Origin of the sequence: Flavobacterium oncorhynchi (genome assembly GCF_002217355.1) — a bacterium.
Lineage (GTDB): Bacteria > Bacteroidota > Bacteroidia > Flavobacteriales > Flavobacteriaceae > Flavobacterium > Flavobacterium oncorhynchi.
Map to the genome: position 1 here is coordinate 34,144 of NZ_MUHA01000031.1, position 19,606 is coordinate 53,749.

The following is a 19,606-nucleotide window of genomic DNA, read 5'->3' on the forward strand; positions in this document are numbered from 1 at the left end:
AAAAAAAGCAGAACCTAAATTCTGCTTTTCTATTTTTATTCTGCTTCTGTTTTTATTGTTATCGGGAGGTTGTAAGCAGTTCTTACTGCTTTACCGTTTAGTATTCCCGGAGTCCATTTTGTTTTTAATGATTTTAAAACTCTAATTGCTTCTTTCCCCATTCCATAACCTGGATCGTTTTTCACTAGGATGTCTGTAATTGAGCCGTCTTTTTCAATTACAAAAGAAACATACACTCGTAATGTTTTTTCAGTATCCAATTCTGGTCTGTTAAAGTTGTTTCCAACATAAGCATAGAATTTAGCCATTCCGCCTGGAAATTCTGGCATTTTGTCTAAAATTGCTGAGTTTACAGGCTCGTTTCCGCCATCAGTAGATGGAGCTACTTCGCCTCCTCCGCCAGTACTTGGTAATACATTAACTCCAGTTCCAGTTCCAGCGTTTGTATTATCAACAACAGGAGCATTATCTGTGTTTGTTGCAATTACTTCGGGTGTGGCTTGATCAGCACTGGTAACTATTGGATTTGTTAACTGTAGATTAGTAGACGCTGCGGCAGCTGTATTTTGCTGCTGCGGTGGTGCAACAGTTTCAGTTTGCTTTGGTCTAATAATATCACGATCAAGATTTACGGGCGTAATAGGATCGCTAATAGTTACAGGTTCTTCAATAGGATCATGTGTCCTAAATTTATTAATCAGCATCGATACGCTTCCTAAGGCTGCTAGTAACAACAGTCCCATGAATAGTGCTGTAATAGTAGTTTTAGAATTCTCTTGACGTAATTGATACGCGCCGTACTCTTTGTTTTTGTTTTCGAAAACAAGATCAATCCACTTGCTTTCATAGATGCTTAATTTAGACATGATTTTTGGGTTTTAAGGTTAAGTAACTTTAAATCATACGCGATAAGAATTAGGGTTTTGACAAACAACGCAGAAGTTGTTGTTTTAGTGTGTTAAAGTAGTTTTTTTAAGAAAAAACCAGATAATGTGTTATTCTTTTCTTAAAGATAATAAATTATCTGTTACGATTAATGATTTCTGCTAACAATTTTTTAGCACGAAGTATTTTTACTTTAACATTACTTAAAGGTTCATCTATTTTGCTGGCAATTTCCTGATACGTCATTTCTTGAAAATAACGCAGTTGAATTACTTCTTGATAATGAGGTTTTAATTCTTTGATACACAGAAGCAGTCGGGATAGATTTTGTTCTTTAATTAAGGCATCTTCAGCAGAAGGAGTAGTGTCAGCGATATTGTAAGCCTGCTGATCTTCGGCATCAGTAATTTCTATAAAAAGGTTGGTTTTCTTTTTACGCAATAAATCAATGTAGACATTTTTTGCAATTGCAATCAGCCAAGTGTTAAACTGAAATTCAGAATTGTAAGAAGCAATTTTGTCAAATGCTTTCGAAAAAGTTTCTATAGTAATATCTTCGGCAGTCGTTTCGTTTTCTGTTCGCTTAAGCATGAAGCTGTAAACTTCATTCCAATAATAATCTAATAAAAAAGTAAAGGCGGCTTGATCGCCTTTTTTTGCTTTTTCTATTTTAGAATTTATTTCCAATATACAGGTTTTGAAAAGATATTAGATATAAAGATATTAATTTGCGTGAATATAAGCGCTATTTCAAGCACTGGAAACCAAATTTTAATATCATTTTCTTTTAATTTTCCTGCAGAGAATCCAATAACAGTCCAAACTATGGTGTAGCGGGTTGCAAGAATTGCCAAGACTGCAATCCATTGAAATTGGAAAGCAAGCAGAATAATGACAGATAAAAAGAAAAACAATTGTGAGCAGAAGAAAATTCCCAACTGAAACTTGTCGAAAAATTTATAATATTCAGCCGTAGAAACGTGCCTTCTTTTTTGAGTAAACCATTCTTTGTACGATTCCTTTGGCTTAGAATAGGTAAAGCTTTCTGGAGTATAAGAAATGGTTGTATTCGATTTGTTTGCAGCCTGATTAATAAATAAATCATCATCGCCAGAACGAACTTGTATATGATCAATAAAACCATTTACATTAAAAAACTCGTCTTTTTTGTACGCTAAATTTCTTCCAACTCCCATATACGGAAATCCCGCTTTAGTCCACGAAAAATATTGAACCGCAGTTAAAACAGTCTCAAAACGAATGATTTTATTTAATAATGAACGTTCTATTTTTTCGTAACCTCCGTATCCTAAAACAATAGTTTTGTTCATTGTAAATTGCGAAGTCATTGCTGTTATCCATTCTTTTGAAGTTGGGTAGCAATCAGCATCAGTAAACAATAAATACTCTTTTTTTGCGGCTTTAATTCCTAATGTCAAAGCGTATTTTTTATTTCCCCAAAAAGCTTCGTTGTTTTTTACTTTAACCAAACGAATATTAGGATATAGATTTTCAAATTCTTCAAAAACCTCTAAAGTTTCATCACTTGAAGCGTCATCAATCAAAACAATTTCGAAATCAGGATAATTTTGTTCAGCTAATAATGGGATAAATTTCTTTACGTTTTCTTCTTCATTTTTTGCGCAGACGATAACTGAAACCGGAATTCTTTTTGGTGTAATATTTTGAGGTTTAGCGAATGCAAACTTTCCAAAAATTCCTAAGTAGTAGAAAACTTGAATAAAAACAATAGCAATAAAGAAGTAAAATAAAGTTATAAGCATATGGTTTTAATGTCTATTAATATCTGAAATTTTGCGAGTACAAAGGTAGTTATGAATTAGTAAATTTCAATGATTAATACAGATTTACTTTCGGCATTTCAACATTTCCTTTGCAACAGCAATAGATTGAGGGTTTTCAGTCTTTTCTAATTCCGAAATTATGTTTTTATAATTATGATCGTCTCGATTTTGTGACAATTTTTTAGTTGCCTGAATTTCGTCAATTTCTATTTCAAAACCAAAAATCCCTCGAGCTTCCCGCATTGTTTTAGCAGATAAGTCTTCAACTCTAACAGGATTCTCTGAATTTGCTTCATATTTATCAACTAGTTTTTTTAACTGTTCTACCGAAGTTTCGTAGTCAACAATTTTAATTCTTCCATAAACATGTACGGCTATGTAATTCCAAGTTGGTACATTTTCATGATCGTACCAAGACGAAGATATATAACTGTGTGGTCCTGTAAATACCGCTAGAATTTGATCGTTTGCTGCAAAACCTTCTGCTTGAGGATTCAGTTTTGAAATATGTCCCTGCAAAATCTCTTTTCCGTCACGATTTATTTCAAGTTCTATCGGAATATGAGTTGCAAACAATTTCCCGTTCGTTTGATTAATTAGAATTCCAAAACTGTTTTCTTTTAAAAAAGCTCTGATTTCTTCAGGATTCTCGTTTTTGTATAAATCAGGTGTGTACATATTTTTGTTGTTTATACAATTTGTCACATTGAGCGAAGTCGAAATGCTTTATAGGAAAGACTTCGACTTCGCTCAGTCTGACAATGGGTTAAATTCGTGACAATTCGTGAAATTTGTGTTTTTAAATCACATTTACTTCCGCTTCAATATGAATTCCAAAAGTCTCAAAAACTGTTTTTTGAACTTCTTTTGAAACGGCTAAAATTTCCTGTCCGGTTGCGTTACCGTAATTTACTAAAACTAAGGCTTGATTTTTATGAACTCCAGCCTCTCCAAAACGTTTTCCTTTTAAGCCAGCTTGTTCAATCAGCCATCCAGCAGGAACCTTTACTTCGGTTTCAGAAACTTCGTAAAACTTCATGTCAGGAAATTTTTTATGAATTTTCTCGAAATCAGATTTTAATAAAATTGGGTTTTTAAAGAAACTTCCGCTGTTTCCTAGTTCTTTTGGATCAGGTAGTTTACTTTGTCTAATGGCAATTACTGCATTACTTACCTCTTTTAATGTTGGTTCAGTAATGTTCTTTTTAGCCAATTCAGCTAAAATATCTCCATAAGAAGTATTGATTTTATGATTACGTTTGGTCAATTTGTAAATAACCGAAGTAATAATGAATTGATCTTTTACCTCATTTTTAAAAATACTTTCACGGTATCCAAAATTACACTCAGCATTAGTAAAAGTTTTCATTTCCTGACTTGCAATATTCATCGCTTCGCAAGAAACAAAAGTATCTTTAATTTCGGTTCCGTAAGCGCCAATATTCTGTACCGGAGTTGTACCGACATTTCCAGGAATTAAAGACATATTTTCTAAACCGCCAAAATTGTTGTCGATTGTCCAAAGCACAAAATCGTGCCAAGTCTCGCCAGCCTGACTTTCGACCCAAACAAAATCATCGTCTTCTTTGATGATTTTTTTTCCTTTTAAATCAATATGAATAACCAGCGCTTCAATATCTTTAGTTAAAAGCATATTACTTCCTCCGCCTAAAATGAATTTTCCCTCATCTTTATTTGCTGACAAAGTGGATTTTAATTCAGCAATTGAATGAACGGCAACAAATTTTTTTGCTTTGGCTTCGATGCCAAAAGTATTGTAGTTTTTTAAAGAAAAATTGGATTGGATTTCCATAAATAAAAGGCTTTTTTGAGTTCCGAAACTTCGGAAAAATTCTGAGTTCAAAAGTAACGATTATAATTTATTTGAGCAGATTTTCTGTAAAAAGACTTTTTCGAGAATTTTTATTTTAGGGCTTCAATAAATTGCTGCATTTCTTTCATCGTTCCTATTGTAATTCTTGTCCATTTTCCATTTTCCTCATAAATCTTTGTTCCCATTATATTGTGGTTTTCCAATTGCTTAAAGTAATCCTTTTTGTAATTCTCTAAAGAAAAATAAATAAAATTAGAATAAGACGGAATGCAGGTTAAGCCCAACTGAGTAAGTTGCTCTATGGTATATTTCTTTACTTCTTCATTTAAAGAAGATACTTCTCGAATAAATTTTTCATCATTTAAAGATGCAATCGCTGCAGCCGTTGTTACGACGCTGATGGATAAGTTAGGAGATGATTTTAAAACACTGAGTTCTTCAATTGTCGAAGAGTTTGCAACGGCATAACCTATACGTGCGCCAGCCAAGCCATACATTTTTGAGAAAGTTTTAGTGATTATTAAATTCTTGTTTTCCATTACAAGATCGCTTAGTGATTGCTCTTTTGTAAAATCGATATAAGCTTCGTCAACAAAAATAATTGCTCTTTTTGAAGCTTCGTTTACAAAAGAAACTAACTGTTCTCTATCGCAGATTGTTCCCGTTGGATTATTAGGATTGCAGATATAAACCATTTTAGTATCTGAATCGATTGCTTTTAACATGGCTGTTAAATCATGCTTTTTATCGGCAGTTAATGGAACTGTTATTTTTTTAAATCCTAATTTTTCAGAAGGAAATGTCCAATAGTCGAAAGTGGTTTCGGCAAGTATAAAATTGCCTTTTTTTAAAGCAGTATATTGAAGTACTAAATCTAAAATTTCTGTTGAACCAGCGCCCAATAGAATGTTATTATCTGAGACATTATTTTTCTTGGCAATTAAAGAAATTAGTTCTTCTGAGGCATTCCAGCCATATCGATTGCTGTTGTTAATGCTTTTTTGCATGGCAAGACGAGCTAGCGGCGAAGGTCCGTACGGATTTTCATTCGACCGTAATAAAATAGGAGATTTGTCTAAACTTGGAGTGATATAATTTTCTAATGGAGGATTTGCAAATGCTTCAAATTGACAAAAACCTAATCCTATTGTGCCTAATCCGATTTGTTTTAACCAGTTTCTTCTATTGCTCATATTGCTTTCAGAATTAAATTAGAGAATTCATTAAAACAGTATGTCGCTGAGGTTGAAAAAAAGTTACGCTTGCAGTTAAATAGATCGACAGTTGAGGAGTTTATGATATTTATCTGCAATAATTTTCATATTGGAGTTGTAATTAGCATTTTCTTCTACAAATTTTCTGTTTTGCAGCATGGCGTTGTTTCGAGATTCAACATTTTCAAAAGACCAGATTAATTCTTCAGCAAGTTGTTCGTTGTTATCGATTGTTATTAATTGTCCGTTTTTGCGATGTTTGATCAAGCTTTGATTTCCGGGAATGTCTGAAACAATAGGGTAGCAATTACAAGCCATAGCTTCAAATAAAGATGCCGAAACACCTTCAGTAATAGGCATGTTGATATAAATATTAGATTGCTGTAATAATTTTGGAAGTTCTGTATTTTGGATTCTTCCTGTAAAAGTTACTTTGGTTTCAATTTGTAATTTTTTTGCCAAATCTTTTAAAAACTGCAATCTTGTTCCGTCACCAACGATGGTTAAGGAAAAGTCAATTCCTCTTTGATTAAGAATAAAAAATGCCATTAAAATAGAATCATGTCGATATTCGGGTTCTAAAGAACGAGTGATAATAGCTTCTATTTTATTTGAATTGTTTGTTGAAGGCGTGAAAAGAGATAAATCGATTCCTTTTGGCAGAACCATAACTTTGTTCATATCAACTCCAATAGTTTTCATGGAAATTGTCATTACGGGTCCCCAAGCATGGATTAAATGTGCTTTTTTGAAGGCGTATTTCTGAATGATTTTTTTAAAAGGATACAAAATAGAATCGTCCGGCCATAAATCTGTTTGACCTTGCTGTGCAATGACAATTGTTTTCGAGCCAGATAATGCTGCAAGAAATCCGTAACTTGTGGTTCTTTCAGCAATAACCATGTCTGGTTTTTCTTTTGTAATAATTTTTTGAATTGAAATTGGGGCGAAAAAATACTCTAGAATACGTTTGAATCTATTAAATTTTGAAGTGTTTGGCGTTTGAAGTTCCCAAGTAATAATTTCAAAATCGCCAAATTCTTTTAAACCTTTCATCCAGGTAATAGCATCGGCACGATAAGATTCTCCAAGAAAAAGTATTTTTCTTTTCATTAGCAAAATGTTTTTCGCCACAAATTTCACGAATTTACACTAATTGAATTCGTGCAAATTCGTGAAATTTGTGGCGATTATTTTTTTTCTAAAACTCTTCGTCTGTTTCTAAAGCGCGATTGATAAAATCATTTAAAGGCTTTAGCGCGATTAATTTTTTGCTCATTTTAGAAACAAAATCTTTTTCAGTCACTTCAGAAATATCATATTTTTGAGTTGCAGTAAAGCTTTTCAGTTTTAAAAACTCGATTGCAGGATGTTCTTTTTCGTAACCTCGCGGTGGGTTTTTTAGCGAATTGTTTTCGTTTACATCTAAACTTCCAAACTCTTTCTTGAAATTTTTATCCCCTAGAAGAGCCTCTAAATCATCATGGAAAAAAGCAATTTCTTTACGAACTTTTTTTAAATCTTCAGATTCTGGAGAGTAAAATCCGCCAGCAATAAAACTAGCTCCTTTTTCAATATGTACATAATATCCTGCTCGGTTCAAACCTTTTGTCCCGCCAGAAATCCAAACACCTAAATGTGCTTTATAGGGAGATTTGTCTTTTGAGAATCGAATGTCGCGGTTGATTCTGAAGGTGCAGTTTTTAACTTCTAATAATTCTAACGAAGGATCAAGCGGTTTCATCGCGTCTAAAAAATCACTTACCAATTGATGGTAATCTTTTTTGAAGATTTCGTAGCGCTTTTTATTGTCTTGAAACCAATCTCGATTATTGTTTTTCTTTAAATCGTCTAAAAATTGCAATGATTCTTTCGCTACCATATTTAATGTTTTATTGCAGTTGTTTTCTTAATTCTTCTTCGCTGATGTATCCGATATTTTTCTTTTTCATTGTTTTATTTTCATATAAAAAAGTTGTCGGAAGCTGTGTTATTTCCATTTGCTGCGCTAAATCTTTGTTTTTATCTACATCAATTCTGATAATAACTGCTTTGTCAGCCAATTCTTTTTCTAGTTTTAAAATGTGAGGCTCCATTTGTTTACAAGGACCGCACCATTCAGCATAAAAATCAACAAACACTTTTTTATCCGTATTTAGTAAAGCATTGAACTCATTCATTGTCATTCCATTTTCAGAAGCTTCCGCATTTGGAGCGTTTTTATCATTCCAATTAATGAATCCTCCGTCAAGTTCATAAACAGTTGTAAAGCCTAGTTCATTTAGTTTTGTTGCTGCTTTTTTACTTCTTCCGCCGCTTAAACAATAAACAAATACAGGTTTCGATTTGTCGTAAGCAGCTGCTTTTGAATCGAAATCTTCTCCGTTCCAGTTTACATTTACTGCTTTGTCTATATGTGCTGATGCAAATTCATCTGGAGTTCGAACGTCTAAAATTTGCGGATTTTCGGTTGTTTTAATTTTTTCGGCAAACTCTTGTGGTGAAAGTGATTCAAATGGAGTCGCTTTTTTTTCATTACAAGAAAAGAGTACAAATGAAACTATTACCAATAAGATTTTAGGGAATTTCATGCTGTTGTGGTTTTAAAAATGATTTAGGCTAAAATAATGATTTTTCATTTTTAAAATCTTAATAGAATTATAAAATCGAATTGTTGTTTTCTTTTGCAGCGAATTTTATGAATTGAAGATTAATAGGATGTGGAATTTTGACAAAATTCTATGCACGCTTTGAGTAAAATCGAAGTCTCTTCAAAATAAAATAAATTAATTGCCTCCAGCTTTAGCTGGAGGTATACAAACAAGTATCAAAGAGGCTTTAGCCAAACTTACACATTTGGCTAAAGCCCTAAGTTTTGTCTATAAAAAAACTCCAGCTAAAGCTGGAGTCAATTGAATTCCAAACTTTGTCACAGTTGTTTGAGATCAAATAGGAATTAAAAAATTCGTGCTAATTCGTGAAATTCGCGGCAAACAATTACAAATTAAAAATTTTATAACTCTGATGCGTCAATTTTACAATGGCTTCTGTACGATCTGGATGTGTGTCTGAAATAAAAAGCTGTCCAAATGTTTCGCTGTTTACCATTTCGACAATTTTTGCCACTCTGGTTTCATCCAACTTATCAAAAATATCATCAAAAAGTAAAAGAGGTTTTACGCCGCTTTGTTTCTTTAAAAACTCAAATTGAGCTAGTTTTAATGCGATTAAAAAAGATTTTTGCTGTCCTTGCGAGCCGAATTTTTTGATAGGATGCGAATCGATTTCAAACAATAAATCATCTTTGTGTATTCCAGTGCTTGTATATTGCAGTGCTCTGTCTTTATTGATGTTCTCTTTTAGCAGTGTTAATAAATCCTTTTGATACAAATGACTTTCATAAACTACCTGAACAGTTTCTTCAGATCCTGTTATGGCTTGATGATGGATATTAAATATAGGTATGAATTGTTCTAGAAAATCTTTTCGTTTTTCAAAAATAGATTGTCCAAAAGTATTTAACTGCTCATTATATATAGATAAGGTATCATTGTCGAAAGTATGATTGAGTGCAAAATATTTTAAAAGTGCATTTCGCTGTACAATTACTTTTTGATATTGTATCAGCTGGTGCAAATAACTTGAGTCTAATTGCGAAATTACGCTGTCCATAAATTTACGGCGTGTTTCACTGCCTTCTACAATTAAATCACGATCAGCAGGTGAGATGATTACTAACGGAATAAAACCAATATGATCTGAAAATTTATCATAAGCTTTTCCGTTTCTTTTTAAGATTTTCTTTTGTCCTTTTTTTAAACTGCAGACAATTTGTTCTGTTCTTTTGTCTTTTTCTAATTCAGCATCAATAACAAAAAACTCTTCTCCGTGTTTGATATTTTGAACAGCAAGCGGATTGAAATAACTTTTTCCGTAAGCTAAATGATAAATAGCATCAAGAACATTGGTTTTTCCAATTCCGTTTTTGCCGACAAAGCAATTAATCTTGATGTCGAAATCAAAATTAGCTTCGGCGAAATTTTTATAATTGAATAATGAGATTTTGTTTAAATGCATTTTTTTAAGAGACTCTAAAAAGAAAAATTACTGTTTTTGCAACGAGTAAAATTTAGACTGTAAAATTATCTAATTTTATCGATATAAAAGGGTTTTAGCGTGTTTCAAGTTGATTTATTTTGACGCTGATGCGAAAGGAGTTAGCATTCTTAAAAATATTTGTTTTAAAATAGTGATAAAATTGATTTTTTTTACCTCAGTTTCAATAAAAATTTTATTTTTGCCGTTCACTAAATTAATTTTAAATGGCTACTTACAATAAAAGAGGATATAAAGCACCAAAGGAGAAGGAAGTTAAAGAAGTAACTGAAGAGCAACAAGTAATTATTGACGAGAAAGACAGCAAAACAGCTGAGGTTTTTTCTAAGTTAGACGAAACTGCTTCAAGAACTGAGGATTGGGTTGCTAAAAATCAAAAAATCATTATTGGTTTAGTTGCTGGTATTGCAGTTGCTACTATAGGATATTTGGCTTACCAAAAGTTTATCGAAGCTCCTAAACAAGATGAAGCTGCAAACGAAATGTTTGTTGCACAACAAAACTTTCAAAAAGCTGTTGATGGTGTAGCAAGTGATTCATTATATAAATTGGCTTTGAATGGTTCTGAAGGTAAATTTGGATTTGTGAAAATCGCTGACGAATATTCTGGAACTGATGCCGGAAATTTAGCAAATTACTATGCAGGTATGGCATATTTAAATACAGGTAAATTTGATGATGCTATTAAGTATTTAGGTAATTTTAAATCAGAAGATTTAATTTTAAGTGCTTTAGCAAAAGGAGCAATTGGAGATGCTTATTCTCAAAAGAATCAACAAAAAGAAGCTTTAGATTATTATGTAAAAGCTGCTGAGTCTAATAAAAACGATTTTACAACACCTCGTTTCTTATTAAAAGCTGGTAAAACGGCTTTGGCTTTAGGTCAAAAAGAAGATGCGTTAAAATACTTTACAGATATTAAAGATAATTTTGATGCAACTCCAGAAGCGGCTTCTGTTGATGCTTTGATTGGATTAGCACAATAAATTATTGAAGAGTTTAGATTTTAGGTTTTAGATTTGTATTTTTACAATCAGAAATCAAGAAATATAAAATCTTAAATATAAAAGATGGCTACCGAAAATAAAAATTTATCACAATACGATAAAAACACAATCCCAAATGCGAAAGACTTTCGATTTGGGATTGTTGTTTCTGAGTGGAACGAAACTATTACAGAAGGACTTTATAATGGTGCTTTTGAAGCATTAATCGATTGTGAAGTTCCTGCACAGCAAATCATTCGTTGGAATGTTCCGGGAAGTTTTGAATTGATTTATGGCGCAAAGAAAATGCTGCAAACACAAAATGTAGATGCAGTAATTGTAATTGGCTGCGTAATTCAAGGAGAAACTAAACATTTTGATTTTGTATGTGAAGGCGTTACACAAGGAATTAAAGATCTGAATGTTCAAACTGATATTCCAGTTATTTTTTGTGTCTTAACAGATAATAACATGCAGCAATCTATTGATAGAAGCGGTGGAGTTCACGGAAACAAAGGAACCGAAGCAGCAATTGCAGCAATAAAAATGGCTTATATTCGTCAACAGGCTTCAATGGCGCATACTTTTAATCAGCCATTGCTTTCGTCAGGAGCTCTTCAGATAGAAGATGGTCCTAGAAAAATTGAGAAAGAATAAAAACACAATTGTTTTAAAAATAGTAAAGCCTATACTGTAAAAAAGTATAGGTTTTTTTATGTCTTTTTTGAGGCAAATTATCAGGAAGAATAATGTACTCGGATCAGTATGTGAGATTTTGTTTTTGATAAATAGAATACTTTCGATTGTAAAAGTTAATTGATTTTCTTTTAGAAATAAAATTCAATAACTTTAATCTTTCTGTTTCTTAGAGTATTGAGGTTTTTGTTTTTTTTATGATTGCAGATATTCTGAAAGCCAGTCAAAATTTACTAAATTTGTACCTCTTGGTTTAGATTTCAAATCAAAAATCTTAAATAGTTAATCTACAATCCTAAATATTAAATGTCGAGTATTATTCAATTGCTTCCAGATCACGTTGCTAACCAGATTGCTGCCGGAGAAGTGGTTCAAAGACCAGCTTCAGTCGTAAAAGAATTGTTAGAAAATGCTGTAGATGCAAAAGCAACTGATATTAAATTGATTATAAAAGATGCCGGCAAATCATTAGTTCAGGTTATTGATAATGGTGTTGGAATGACAGTTACGGATGCTCGTTTGTGTTTTGCACGTCATGCAACTTCAAAAATCCGTCAGGCTGAGGATTTATTTTCTCTTGGTACCAAAGGTTTTCGTGGGGAAGCTTTGGCTTCGATTGCGGCTATTGCCCACATGGAAATGAAAACCAAGCAGGATCAAGATGAATTAGGAACGCATATTGTAATCGAAGGAAGTAAGTTTGTTTCGCAGGAAGTAGCTGTTTTACCAAAAGGAACTTCATTTGCGGTTAAAAATTTATTTTTTAATATTCCGGCTCGCCGTAATTTCTTAAAATCTGATACAGTCGAGTTTCGTCATGTTATGGATGAATTTCAGCGTGTGGCGCTTGCACATCCAAATATTCATTTTAGTTTTTATCATAACGGAAGTGAGTTGTATAATTTGCCTGCAGCAGGATATCGTCAGCGAATTGTTGGGATTATGTCTGGTAAAACTAACGAGAAGTTAGTTCCAGTTAATGAAGATACTGAGATTATAAATATTCAAGGATTTGTCTGTAAGCCAGAATTTGCTAAGAAAAATAGGGGAGAACAGTTCTTTTTTGTTAACGACCGATTTATAAAAAGCGGTTATTTGCATCATGCGGTTATGGCAGCTTATGACGGACTTTTGAAAGATGGTTCGCAGCCGAGTTATTTCTTGTATTTACAAGTTCCGCCTAATACAATTGATATTAACATTCATCCTACTAAAACCGAAATTAAGTTTGATGATGAACAGGCTTTGTATGCCATTTTAAGAGCTTCAATTAAACATAGTTTAGGACAGTTTAATGTTGCTCCAGTTTTAGATTTTGAAAGAGACTCAAATTTAGATACACCTTATCATTATAAAGATTTAGAAGCAGAAACACCTACAATCCAGGTTGATGGAACTTTTAATCCTTTTACAGATGATAAAACCAATCAACATTATTCAAAAGCGGCTTCGGGATCAGGTTCTAGTTATATTTCAGGATCTTTGTCTTCTTCTTTTTCATCAGGATCCTCTTATTCGGGGTATTCAAAAAGAGTAGAGCCAACGGTGAGTTGGGAAAGTTTATACGTTGGTTTGGATACTGAAAATACAGAAAGTATCGAAAGTTCTCCTTTTAATTTTGAGAATGAAGAAGTAACTTCATCTTTGTTTAATGATGATGAGGTAGAACAAGCAAGTCAGAAAACGTATCAAATACATAAAAAATATATAGTTTCGCCAATAAAGTCTGGAATGATAATTGTCGATCAGCATCGTGCACATCAGCGTATTTTGTACGAACAGTTTTTGTTGAATATGACAGTAAATCAAGCTTCGAGTCAGCAATTGCTTTTTCCGTTGGATTTGTTTTACTCTTCATTAGAAATGAAATTGATCGAAGAATTAAAACCTTCATTAGAAACTACTGGTTTTGTGTTTGAAGATGCAAAAACAGATCATATTGTAATTTCGGGAATTCCGGTAAATATTACCGAAAGTGAAGTTTCTCTTGTAATTGAACAATTGTTGAGTGATTTGCAAGACGGAATTCCAGCGAGCAGTTACAGTCAGAATGATACTATAGCCAAATCGATGGCAAAAAGTTTAGCGGTTAAAACAGGATCTTATTTAACCGAAAAAGAACAAGATAATCTCGTAAACGGTTTGTTTGCTTGTAAAGATCCAAATATTTCACCTTTTCAAAAACCTACATTCATCACCATGCGTGTTGAAGATATAGATAAAAAGTTTGCCTTATGATGAATATGACTCCTGTTGTAAAACAACTGCTTATAATTAATATTATATTTTTTATTGGTGCTCAACTAGTGCCCGTTTCTTATGAGTATTTAGCACTTTTTTTTCCAGAAAATCCTGGATTTAAAATTTGGCAGCCAATTACTCATATGTTTATGCATGGTGGTTTTGCTCATATTGCTTTCAATATGTTTGCGTTATATTCGTTTGGTTCAACACTTGAACATTTTTGGGGTGGAAAGAAATTTTTGTTCTTCTATATTTCTTGTGGATTAGGCGCTGCTTTAGTGAATTTTGCTGTGAATTATTATTTCTATCAAGATAGTTTGAATATTCTTTTGGCAAATGGTTTTCATAAAGCTGATATTTTAAGTTTGCTAAATGATGGTAAAATTGATACAAGATGGCAGCAGATTTTAACTGTTTCAGAATTTAAACATTTTACAAGTGCATATCTAGGAACTGTGGTTGGAGCATCTGGTGCTATTTACGGATTGCTTGTGGCGTTTGCTTTTATGTTTCCAAACGCCGAGCTTGGTATTATGTTTATTCCAATCCCAATAAAAGCTAAATATTTTGTGCCAGTTTATATGCTTTTATATGATGGCTTTTTTGGAATTTTGGGAGGTTCACTGATGGGACTTGATTCGGGAGTTGCTCATTACGCCCACATTGGCGGTGCTTTTTTTGGATTTATGATTATGTGGTACTGGAAAAAAAATCAGTTTAATAACAATCGTTGGAATTAATTTTTAACTTTAAATAATTAATTTTAGAAACCAAAAGAAGACTTTATGAATATTCTTGACGATTTAAAACTCCAATACAAATTAGGTGGAATCGCGATGCGAGTAATTTATTGGAATATTGCCTGCTTTCTTATTTCTTTAATTTTTTTCTATCAATATTCTGGTGGAGGTTTTGCTTATCCTAATTGGTTAGCATTGTCGTCAGATCCAAATGTTTTTTTGTTCAAACCTTGGACGTTTTTAACGTATGCATTTTTTCATTCCTCTTTTTTGCATTTGTTGTTCAATATGATGGTTTTAAACTTTGCTAGCAACTTGTTCCTTACTTTTTTTAGTCAAAAACAATATTTAGGTTTGTATATTTTAAGCGCTATTTTCTCTGGAGTAGTTTTTGCGCTGAGTTTTTATTTTTCAAATTTTGCAGGTTCTATTGTTGGAGCTTCGGCTGCAATTATGGCTATTTTGGCAGCTGTTACAACCTATCAGCCTTTAATGAACATTCGTTTAATGCTGATCGGCAATGTAAAGTTGTGGCATATTACGGGTGTAATTTTAGTTTTAGATTTAATGCAGTTTCGCTTAGATAACATGGGCGGACATATTTCTCATTTAGCGGGAGCTGTTTTTGGTTTTATCTTTATTAAACTGTTGCAGCAAGGAACTGATTTAAGTAAAATTGTTTCTAAAATATTAGACTTTTTTGCTAATTTATTTAGAAAATCTCCAACAACGCCATTTACAAAAGTTCATAAAAATTATAAAAAACCGACAGAAAAAGTAACTTCACGAATTGTTACTAAAGATAAAACACAGCAGCAAATTGATGAGATTTTAGATAAAATCAGTCAATCTGGTTATGATTGTTTGACTAAAGAAGAAAAAGAGTTTTTATTTAAAGCAGGGAAATAATCCTTTCAGCCAAAAAATATGAAAAACCTTTCGTGGTTTAATAAAGTAATGTTCTTTTTGAATATAGTATTAACTGTACTCACATTTAGTATCTATATTTTACCTTTTCTAGCACCTAAAAGTTTTCCTCTTTTATCGGTGCTTACGCTGTTTATGCCGGCTTTTTTTGTGATGAACGGATTCTTCTTCGTTTACTGGGCAATTCAGTTTAAAAAGCGCCTTATTTTGTCTGGTTTGGTTTTATTAACCGGGATAACATTTATTAGTAAATTCTACAAGTTTTCGGCGAAAGAGTATGTTAAAAGCGAAAAAGATTTCTCGGTAATGAGTTATAATGTTCGTCTTTTTAATGTTTTTAAATGGTTAGATCGTGATGATATTCCTTCAAATATTAAAGCTTTTATTGATGAAAAAGACCCTGATATTTTGTGTATTCAGGAGTATTCTAATTCAGCTCATCTTGATTTAAAAGTGTATCCGCACCGCTATATTTTTATAGATGGGAAAAAGATCAAAACAGGTCAAGCCATTTTCTCGAAATTTCCTATAATCAACGAAGGGAACATTATCTTCCCTAAATCGGATAATAATGCAATTTACGCAGATATAAAACGCGGAAAAGATGTTATTCGTGTTTATAATATGCACCTGCAGTCAATTAAAATTTCGCCTGATGTTAACGAAATTTCAGATGATATAGATAATGTAAATCAGAAAAAATCACAGCGTATTTATGCTCGAATCAGTAAGGGATTTACGCAGCAGCAGGAGCAAGCGGAGATTTTTAAGGAAAACATTAAACAGTGTAAAAACCCAATTATTATTTGCGGAGACATGAATAACAGCCCGTTTTCGTATGTTTACCGAAATATTAAAGGAAAGCTCAAAGATGCTTTTGAAGAAGCAGGTGAAGGCTTTGGGGCAACTTATAAATTTAGATATTACCCAGCACGAATCGATTATATTTTTACAGATAGTAAAATGAAAGTAAAGCATTTTGAAAGCTTTCCTGATTTCGAAAACTCAGACCATTATCCTATTATGGCTAGACTTTCAATGGAATAAAATTGATATTCTTGAATTTTTAAAATTGCTTTAGCTGCTCATTGTTACTTGGTGCAAATTAAAAAGGATATTATAGAAGTTTCTGTGTTTTTAAATAATCCATCGCAAATTTTCCTTCGTTAAAAAGTAAATCTAAAACACTTAAATTGTTGATAAAACCGTGTTTGTCATCAAAAACCTGAGTGTATTTTTCGAATGAATTTTGATCTTTTTTTCCATTTGCTAAATGTCTGAAATCAGAAATGTTTTCTACTTCATGAAAGTATTCAGTTGTTTTGCCGAATTCTAATTTCATTCTTAGACATTTTGTGGTAATGTCTAAAACTTCCATATTTAAATCCATTAAAAAAGTGTGTTTTTTCTCGAAAATAGGAGTAATGTCATCTTCAAAAAATTCGAAGAAAGGCGAGCTTCTATATGCTGCTTCCAGCGATTTAAAATGCTGTTTCTGCCAGTCAAATTCATTTTCGATCAAAACATCCTTTGTTTTCTGATGTGCAGATTTAGAATGTTTAACAGGAATGTTTAATAATTGAATTCCGTTTGGACTATAGATGTATGTGCGGTTTCTATTAGTCTGCTTTTGAAAATTATCTTCCATTTCAAAAGTTACATTCTCAGATTGTGCCATAACAGCAAAGTGGCTGATTGATGGAAAATAAGTAGGAAGTAATAAAGAGTTCATTGTGGTTTTTGTTTAATCGGTAAATCGTTTAATTGTTCTTTTTGAGAAACAATTAAACGATTTACCAGTTCAACGAATTGACGTTTTTTTTTATGCTTTGTTTTCTTTTCTTTTTCTCCAGAAGAATTCTCCAACGAAGTAAAGACCAAGAACAATTAAGAAATATTTGAAGTAAGATTGTGGCTGTCCTTCGCCATCAACAGTTGTAAATACACGGTTCCAACGTATTTTGTTGATGCCTTTTCCGTTTGTATCCCAACTCATCCAAATAAAAACAGGTTTTCCAACAATGTGATTTTCTGGAACGTAACCCCAAAAACGGCTGTCTTCAGAGTTGTGACGATTGTCTCCCATCATCCAGTAATAATTTTGTTTGAAGGTGTAAGTGTTAGCTTGTTTCCCATTAATAAAAAACTGAGAATTTTTTAATTCTAAAGTGTTTCCTTCATAATTGGTGATAATGTCTTTGTAGAATGGCAAAGATTCATTTGTTAATGCAACTGTTTTGCCAGCTTCTGGAATATAAATTGGACCGTAGTTGTCTTCATTCCATTTATTGATATGTGGGAACACAGCATTGTTTGTTCTTGTTTCAATTTTTCGTACTACAGCAGTAACACCCGGAGTGTTTTTTATGCGTTCAGCGCTTGCTTCGGTTAATGAACCAAAATAAAGAGTGTCTCTTTTTTCGCTTCTAAAACCTGCTGGATCTGTAATGTCTAATTCTTTAAGTAACGATTCAAAATCGATGCTTGTTTTTCCGTCTAATGCTACAGCATAAGAATATTGTGGTTTAGCTCGCTCTGGTAAAACTAATTTTTTTCCGTTAATGTAAACAAAACCATCTTTTATTGACAAGCTGTCTCCAGGAATACCAACACATCTTTTTACGTAATTTGATCTTTTATCGATAGGTTTAATAACGCCCGGTCTTCCTTTTGGTTCGTAAAAATAATGTACGGTATCAACAGGCCAGTTGAAAACTACAATGTCTGTACGTTTGATTTTTTCTAGAGCAGGCAGTCTAAAATAAGGTAATTGAGGCCAGCTTAAGTATGATTTTCTTTTTGTTAACGGAATAGAGTCGTGAACCATTGGCAATGCAATTGTAGTCATTGGTACTCTAGGGCCGTAATTTATTTTACTCACAAATAGGAAGTCACCAATTAAAAGAGATTTTTCAAGAGATGATGTAGGAATTGTATAAGGTTGAACAACGTAAGTATGTACTAAAGTTGCAACAATAACGGCAAAAAGCAATGAGCTGATTGTATCGGCTGTTTTGTTATCAGGTGTCAGTTTTCTGTCTGCATTATACTCTAATTTTTGAGTATAGTTTACATAATAAATATAAAAACCAAGAGTAAAAAGACCTAGAATAGTATCTAATGTAGATTTTTTACCAAAAGTTCTTAAAGTTTCAACCCAAACAACAGGAAACATAATTAAGTTGATAATTGGAATGAAAAGCAAAAATGTCCACCAAGTTGGGCGGCCAATTATTTTCATTAAAACAATCGAATTATAAACTGGAATTGCAGCTTCCCAGCTTTTTCTACCCGCTGCCAGATACAGTTTCCAAGTTCCTGCAAAGTGGATGATTTGTACTGCTAAGAAAAATACGAACCAAGAATATAGTGTCATAGTTTTTGTGTTTTTATGTTTTAAACTTTAGGTTATTCTTATGTAGAAATCTTAAGTTTAGTATGTTTTATTTTAGATTTAATACATCTTTCATGCTGTAGATTCCTGTTTTACCAGCAAGCCATTCAGCAGCGATTACTGCACCTAGAGCAAAACCTTCGCGGTTGTGAGCAGTATGTTTTAGTTCGATGCTGTCGACAATTGAGTCGTATGTTACGGTATGAGTGCCAGGAACGTCTCCAATTCTTTTCGCTTCAATATGAATTTCGCCTTGTTTAGCATCATCTAAAGTCCAATTTGCATAACTGCTGTTTTCAATAACGCCTTTTGCTAAAGAAATAGCTGTTCCGCTTGGAGCATCTAGTTTTTGAGTGTGATGAATTTCTTCCATCGATACTTTATACGAATCAAATTGCGACATTATCTTGGCTAAATATTCATTTAATTCAAAGAAAATATTAACTCCTAAGCTGAAATTTGAACTTGAAATAAATCCGCCTTGTTTTTCGTTGCACAGAGCGACCATTTCGTCAAAGTGTTCCAGCCATCCAGTTGTTCCAGAAACAACAGGAACATTTGCGTGAAAGCAGTTTGAAATATTATCTACGGCAGCAGTAGGAACACTAAAGTCGATTGCGACATCAGCAGTTGAAAGTCCGTCGTAAGTATTGAATTCATCTTTCTTTAAAACAATTTCGTGACCTCTTTCTAAAGCAATTCTTTCGATTACTTTACCCATTTTTCCGTATCCTAAAAGTGCAATTTTCATTTTATATATTTTTG

19 protein-coding genes are annotated in these 19,606 nt (G+C 32.7%); 6 read left to right on the forward strand and 13 right to left on the reverse strand.

Features of this window, described 5'->3' with window-relative positions; all coding sequences use genetic code 11:
* Positions 1 to 35: 35 nt before the first annotated feature.
* The 10 genes from B0A75_RS19155 to recF all read right to left on the reverse strand — a co-directional run bounded on the left by B0A75_RS19155 (position 36) and on the right by recF (position 9,815).
* Positions 36 to 866, reverse strand: coding sequence for an energy transducer TonB (locus B0A75_RS19155; protein ID WP_089055873.1), 831 nt, complete (start codon positions 864 to 866; stop codon positions 36 to 38).
* A 154-nt stretch (positions 867 to 1,020) separates the two neighbouring features.
* Positions 1,021 to 1,572 carry an RNA polymerase sigma factor gene (locus tag B0A75_RS19160; protein WP_089055874.1) on the reverse strand — a complete coding sequence of 184 codons (552 nt, stop codon included), beginning with the start codon at positions 1,570 to 1,572 and terminating at the stop codon, positions 1,021 to 1,023.
* Entirely contained in the window at positions 1,563 to 2,669 is a 1,107-nt protein-coding gene (locus B0A75_RS19165; protein WP_089055875.1) for a glycosyltransferase, read from the reverse strand. The genes B0A75_RS19160 and B0A75_RS19165 overlap by 10 nt, the downstream gene beginning before the upstream one ends.
* A gap of 84 nt (positions 2,670 to 2,753) precedes the next feature.
* On the reverse strand, positions 2,754 to 3,368 hold the full coding sequence (locus B0A75_RS19170) for an FMN-binding negative transcriptional regulator (RefSeq protein ID WP_089055876.1): 615 nt from the start codon (positions 3,366 to 3,368) through the stop codon (positions 2,754 to 2,756).
* A gap of 121 nt (positions 3,369 to 3,489) precedes the next feature.
* Positions 3,490 to 4,503 carry a UDP-N-acetylmuramate dehydrogenase gene (murB, locus tag B0A75_RS19175; RefSeq protein WP_089055877.1) on the reverse strand — a complete coding sequence of 338 codons (1,014 nt, stop codon included), beginning with the start codon at positions 4,501 to 4,503 and terminating at the stop codon, positions 3,490 to 3,492.
* 110 nt (positions 4,504 to 4,613) lie between these two features.
* Positions 4,614 to 5,717: a histidinol-phosphate transaminase gene (gene hisC, locus B0A75_RS19180; protein ID WP_089055878.1), complete on the reverse strand. Its 1,104-nt coding sequence runs from the start codon at positions 5,715 to 5,717 to the stop codon at positions 4,614 to 4,616.
* 75 nt (positions 5,718 to 5,792) lie between these two features.
* Positions 5,793 to 6,851: a glycosyltransferase gene (locus tag B0A75_RS19185; RefSeq protein ID WP_089055879.1), complete on the reverse strand. Its 1,059-nt coding sequence runs from the start codon at positions 6,849 to 6,851 to the stop codon at positions 5,793 to 5,795.
* Between the two features lie 88 nt (positions 6,852 to 6,939).
* The gene (locus B0A75_RS19190; protein ID WP_089055880.1) at positions 6,940 to 7,620 is read right to left on the reverse strand and encodes a DUF2461 domain-containing protein; all 681 of its coding nucleotides are present in this window, start codon (positions 7,618 to 7,620) and stop codon (positions 6,940 to 6,942) included.
* 10 nt (positions 7,621 to 7,630) lie between these two features.
* Entirely contained in the window at positions 7,631 to 8,329 is a 699-nt protein-coding gene (locus B0A75_RS19195; protein ID WP_089055881.1) for a thioredoxin domain-containing protein, read from the reverse strand.
* 406 nt (positions 8,330 to 8,735) lie between these two features.
* A complete protein-coding gene (gene recF, locus B0A75_RS19200) occupies positions 8,736 to 9,815 on the reverse strand; it encodes a DNA replication/repair protein RecF (RefSeq protein ID WP_089055882.1) in 1,080 nt (359 codons plus the stop codon).
* A 245-nt stretch (positions 9,816 to 10,060) separates the two neighbouring features.
* Between recF and B0A75_RS19205 the strand changes: the two genes are divergently transcribed.
* The 6 genes from B0A75_RS19205 to B0A75_RS19230 all read left to right on the forward strand — a co-directional run bounded on the left by B0A75_RS19205 (position 10,061) and on the right by B0A75_RS19230 (position 16,494).
* The gene (locus B0A75_RS19205; RefSeq protein WP_089055883.1) at positions 10,061 to 10,840 is read left to right on the forward strand and encodes a tetratricopeptide repeat protein; all 780 of its coding nucleotides are present in this window, start codon (positions 10,061 to 10,063) and stop codon (positions 10,838 to 10,840) included.
* 84 nt (positions 10,841 to 10,924) lie between these two features.
* Positions 10,925 to 11,497, forward strand: a complete 573-nt coding sequence (gene ribH, locus B0A75_RS19210) for a 6,7-dimethyl-8-ribityllumazine synthase (RefSeq protein WP_089055884.1) — start codon at positions 10,925 to 10,927, stop codon at positions 11,495 to 11,497.
* A 345-nt stretch (positions 11,498 to 11,842) separates the two neighbouring features.
* Entirely contained in the window at positions 11,843 to 13,774 is a 1,932-nt protein-coding gene (gene mutL / locus B0A75_RS19215) for a DNA mismatch repair endonuclease MutL (RefSeq protein WP_089055885.1), read from the forward strand.
* On the forward strand, positions 13,771 to 14,520 hold the full coding sequence (locus B0A75_RS19220; protein ID WP_089055886.1) for a rhomboid family intramembrane serine protease: 750 nt from the start codon (positions 13,771 to 13,773) through the stop codon (positions 14,518 to 14,520). The genes mutL and B0A75_RS19220 overlap by 4 nt, the downstream gene beginning before the upstream one ends.
* 45 nt (positions 14,521 to 14,565) lie before the next feature.
* Positions 14,566 to 15,429, forward strand: a complete 864-nt coding sequence (locus B0A75_RS19225) for a rhomboid family protein (RefSeq protein ID WP_089055887.1) — start codon at positions 14,566 to 14,568, stop codon at positions 15,427 to 15,429.
* Between the two features lie 18 nt (positions 15,430 to 15,447).
* Positions 15,448 to 16,494 carry an endonuclease/exonuclease/phosphatase family protein gene (locus B0A75_RS19230; RefSeq protein ID WP_165765148.1) on the forward strand — a complete coding sequence of 349 codons (1,047 nt, stop codon included), beginning with the start codon at positions 15,448 to 15,450 and terminating at the stop codon, positions 16,492 to 16,494.
* Between the two features lie 70 nt (positions 16,495 to 16,564).
* Here the strand turns inward: B0A75_RS19230 and B0A75_RS19235 are convergent, their stop codons facing one another.
* From B0A75_RS19235 to dapB, 3 genes are all read right to left on the reverse strand, one after another.
* Positions 16,565 to 17,179 carry a WbqC family protein gene (locus tag B0A75_RS19235; protein ID WP_089055888.1) on the reverse strand — a complete coding sequence of 205 codons (615 nt, stop codon included), beginning with the start codon at positions 17,177 to 17,179 and terminating at the stop codon, positions 16,565 to 16,567.
* Positions 17,180 to 17,269: 90 nt separating this feature from the next.
* Positions 17,270 to 18,823, reverse strand: a complete 1,554-nt coding sequence (lepB, locus tag B0A75_RS19240) for a signal peptidase I (RefSeq protein WP_089055889.1) — start codon at positions 18,821 to 18,823, stop codon at positions 17,270 to 17,272.
* 67 nt (positions 18,824 to 18,890) lie between these two features.
* On the reverse strand, positions 18,891 to 19,592 hold the full coding sequence (dapB, locus tag B0A75_RS19245) for a 4-hydroxy-tetrahydrodipicolinate reductase (protein ID WP_089055890.1): 702 nt from the start codon (positions 19,590 to 19,592) through the stop codon (positions 18,891 to 18,893).
* Positions 19,593 to 19,606 lie beyond the last annotated feature (14 nt).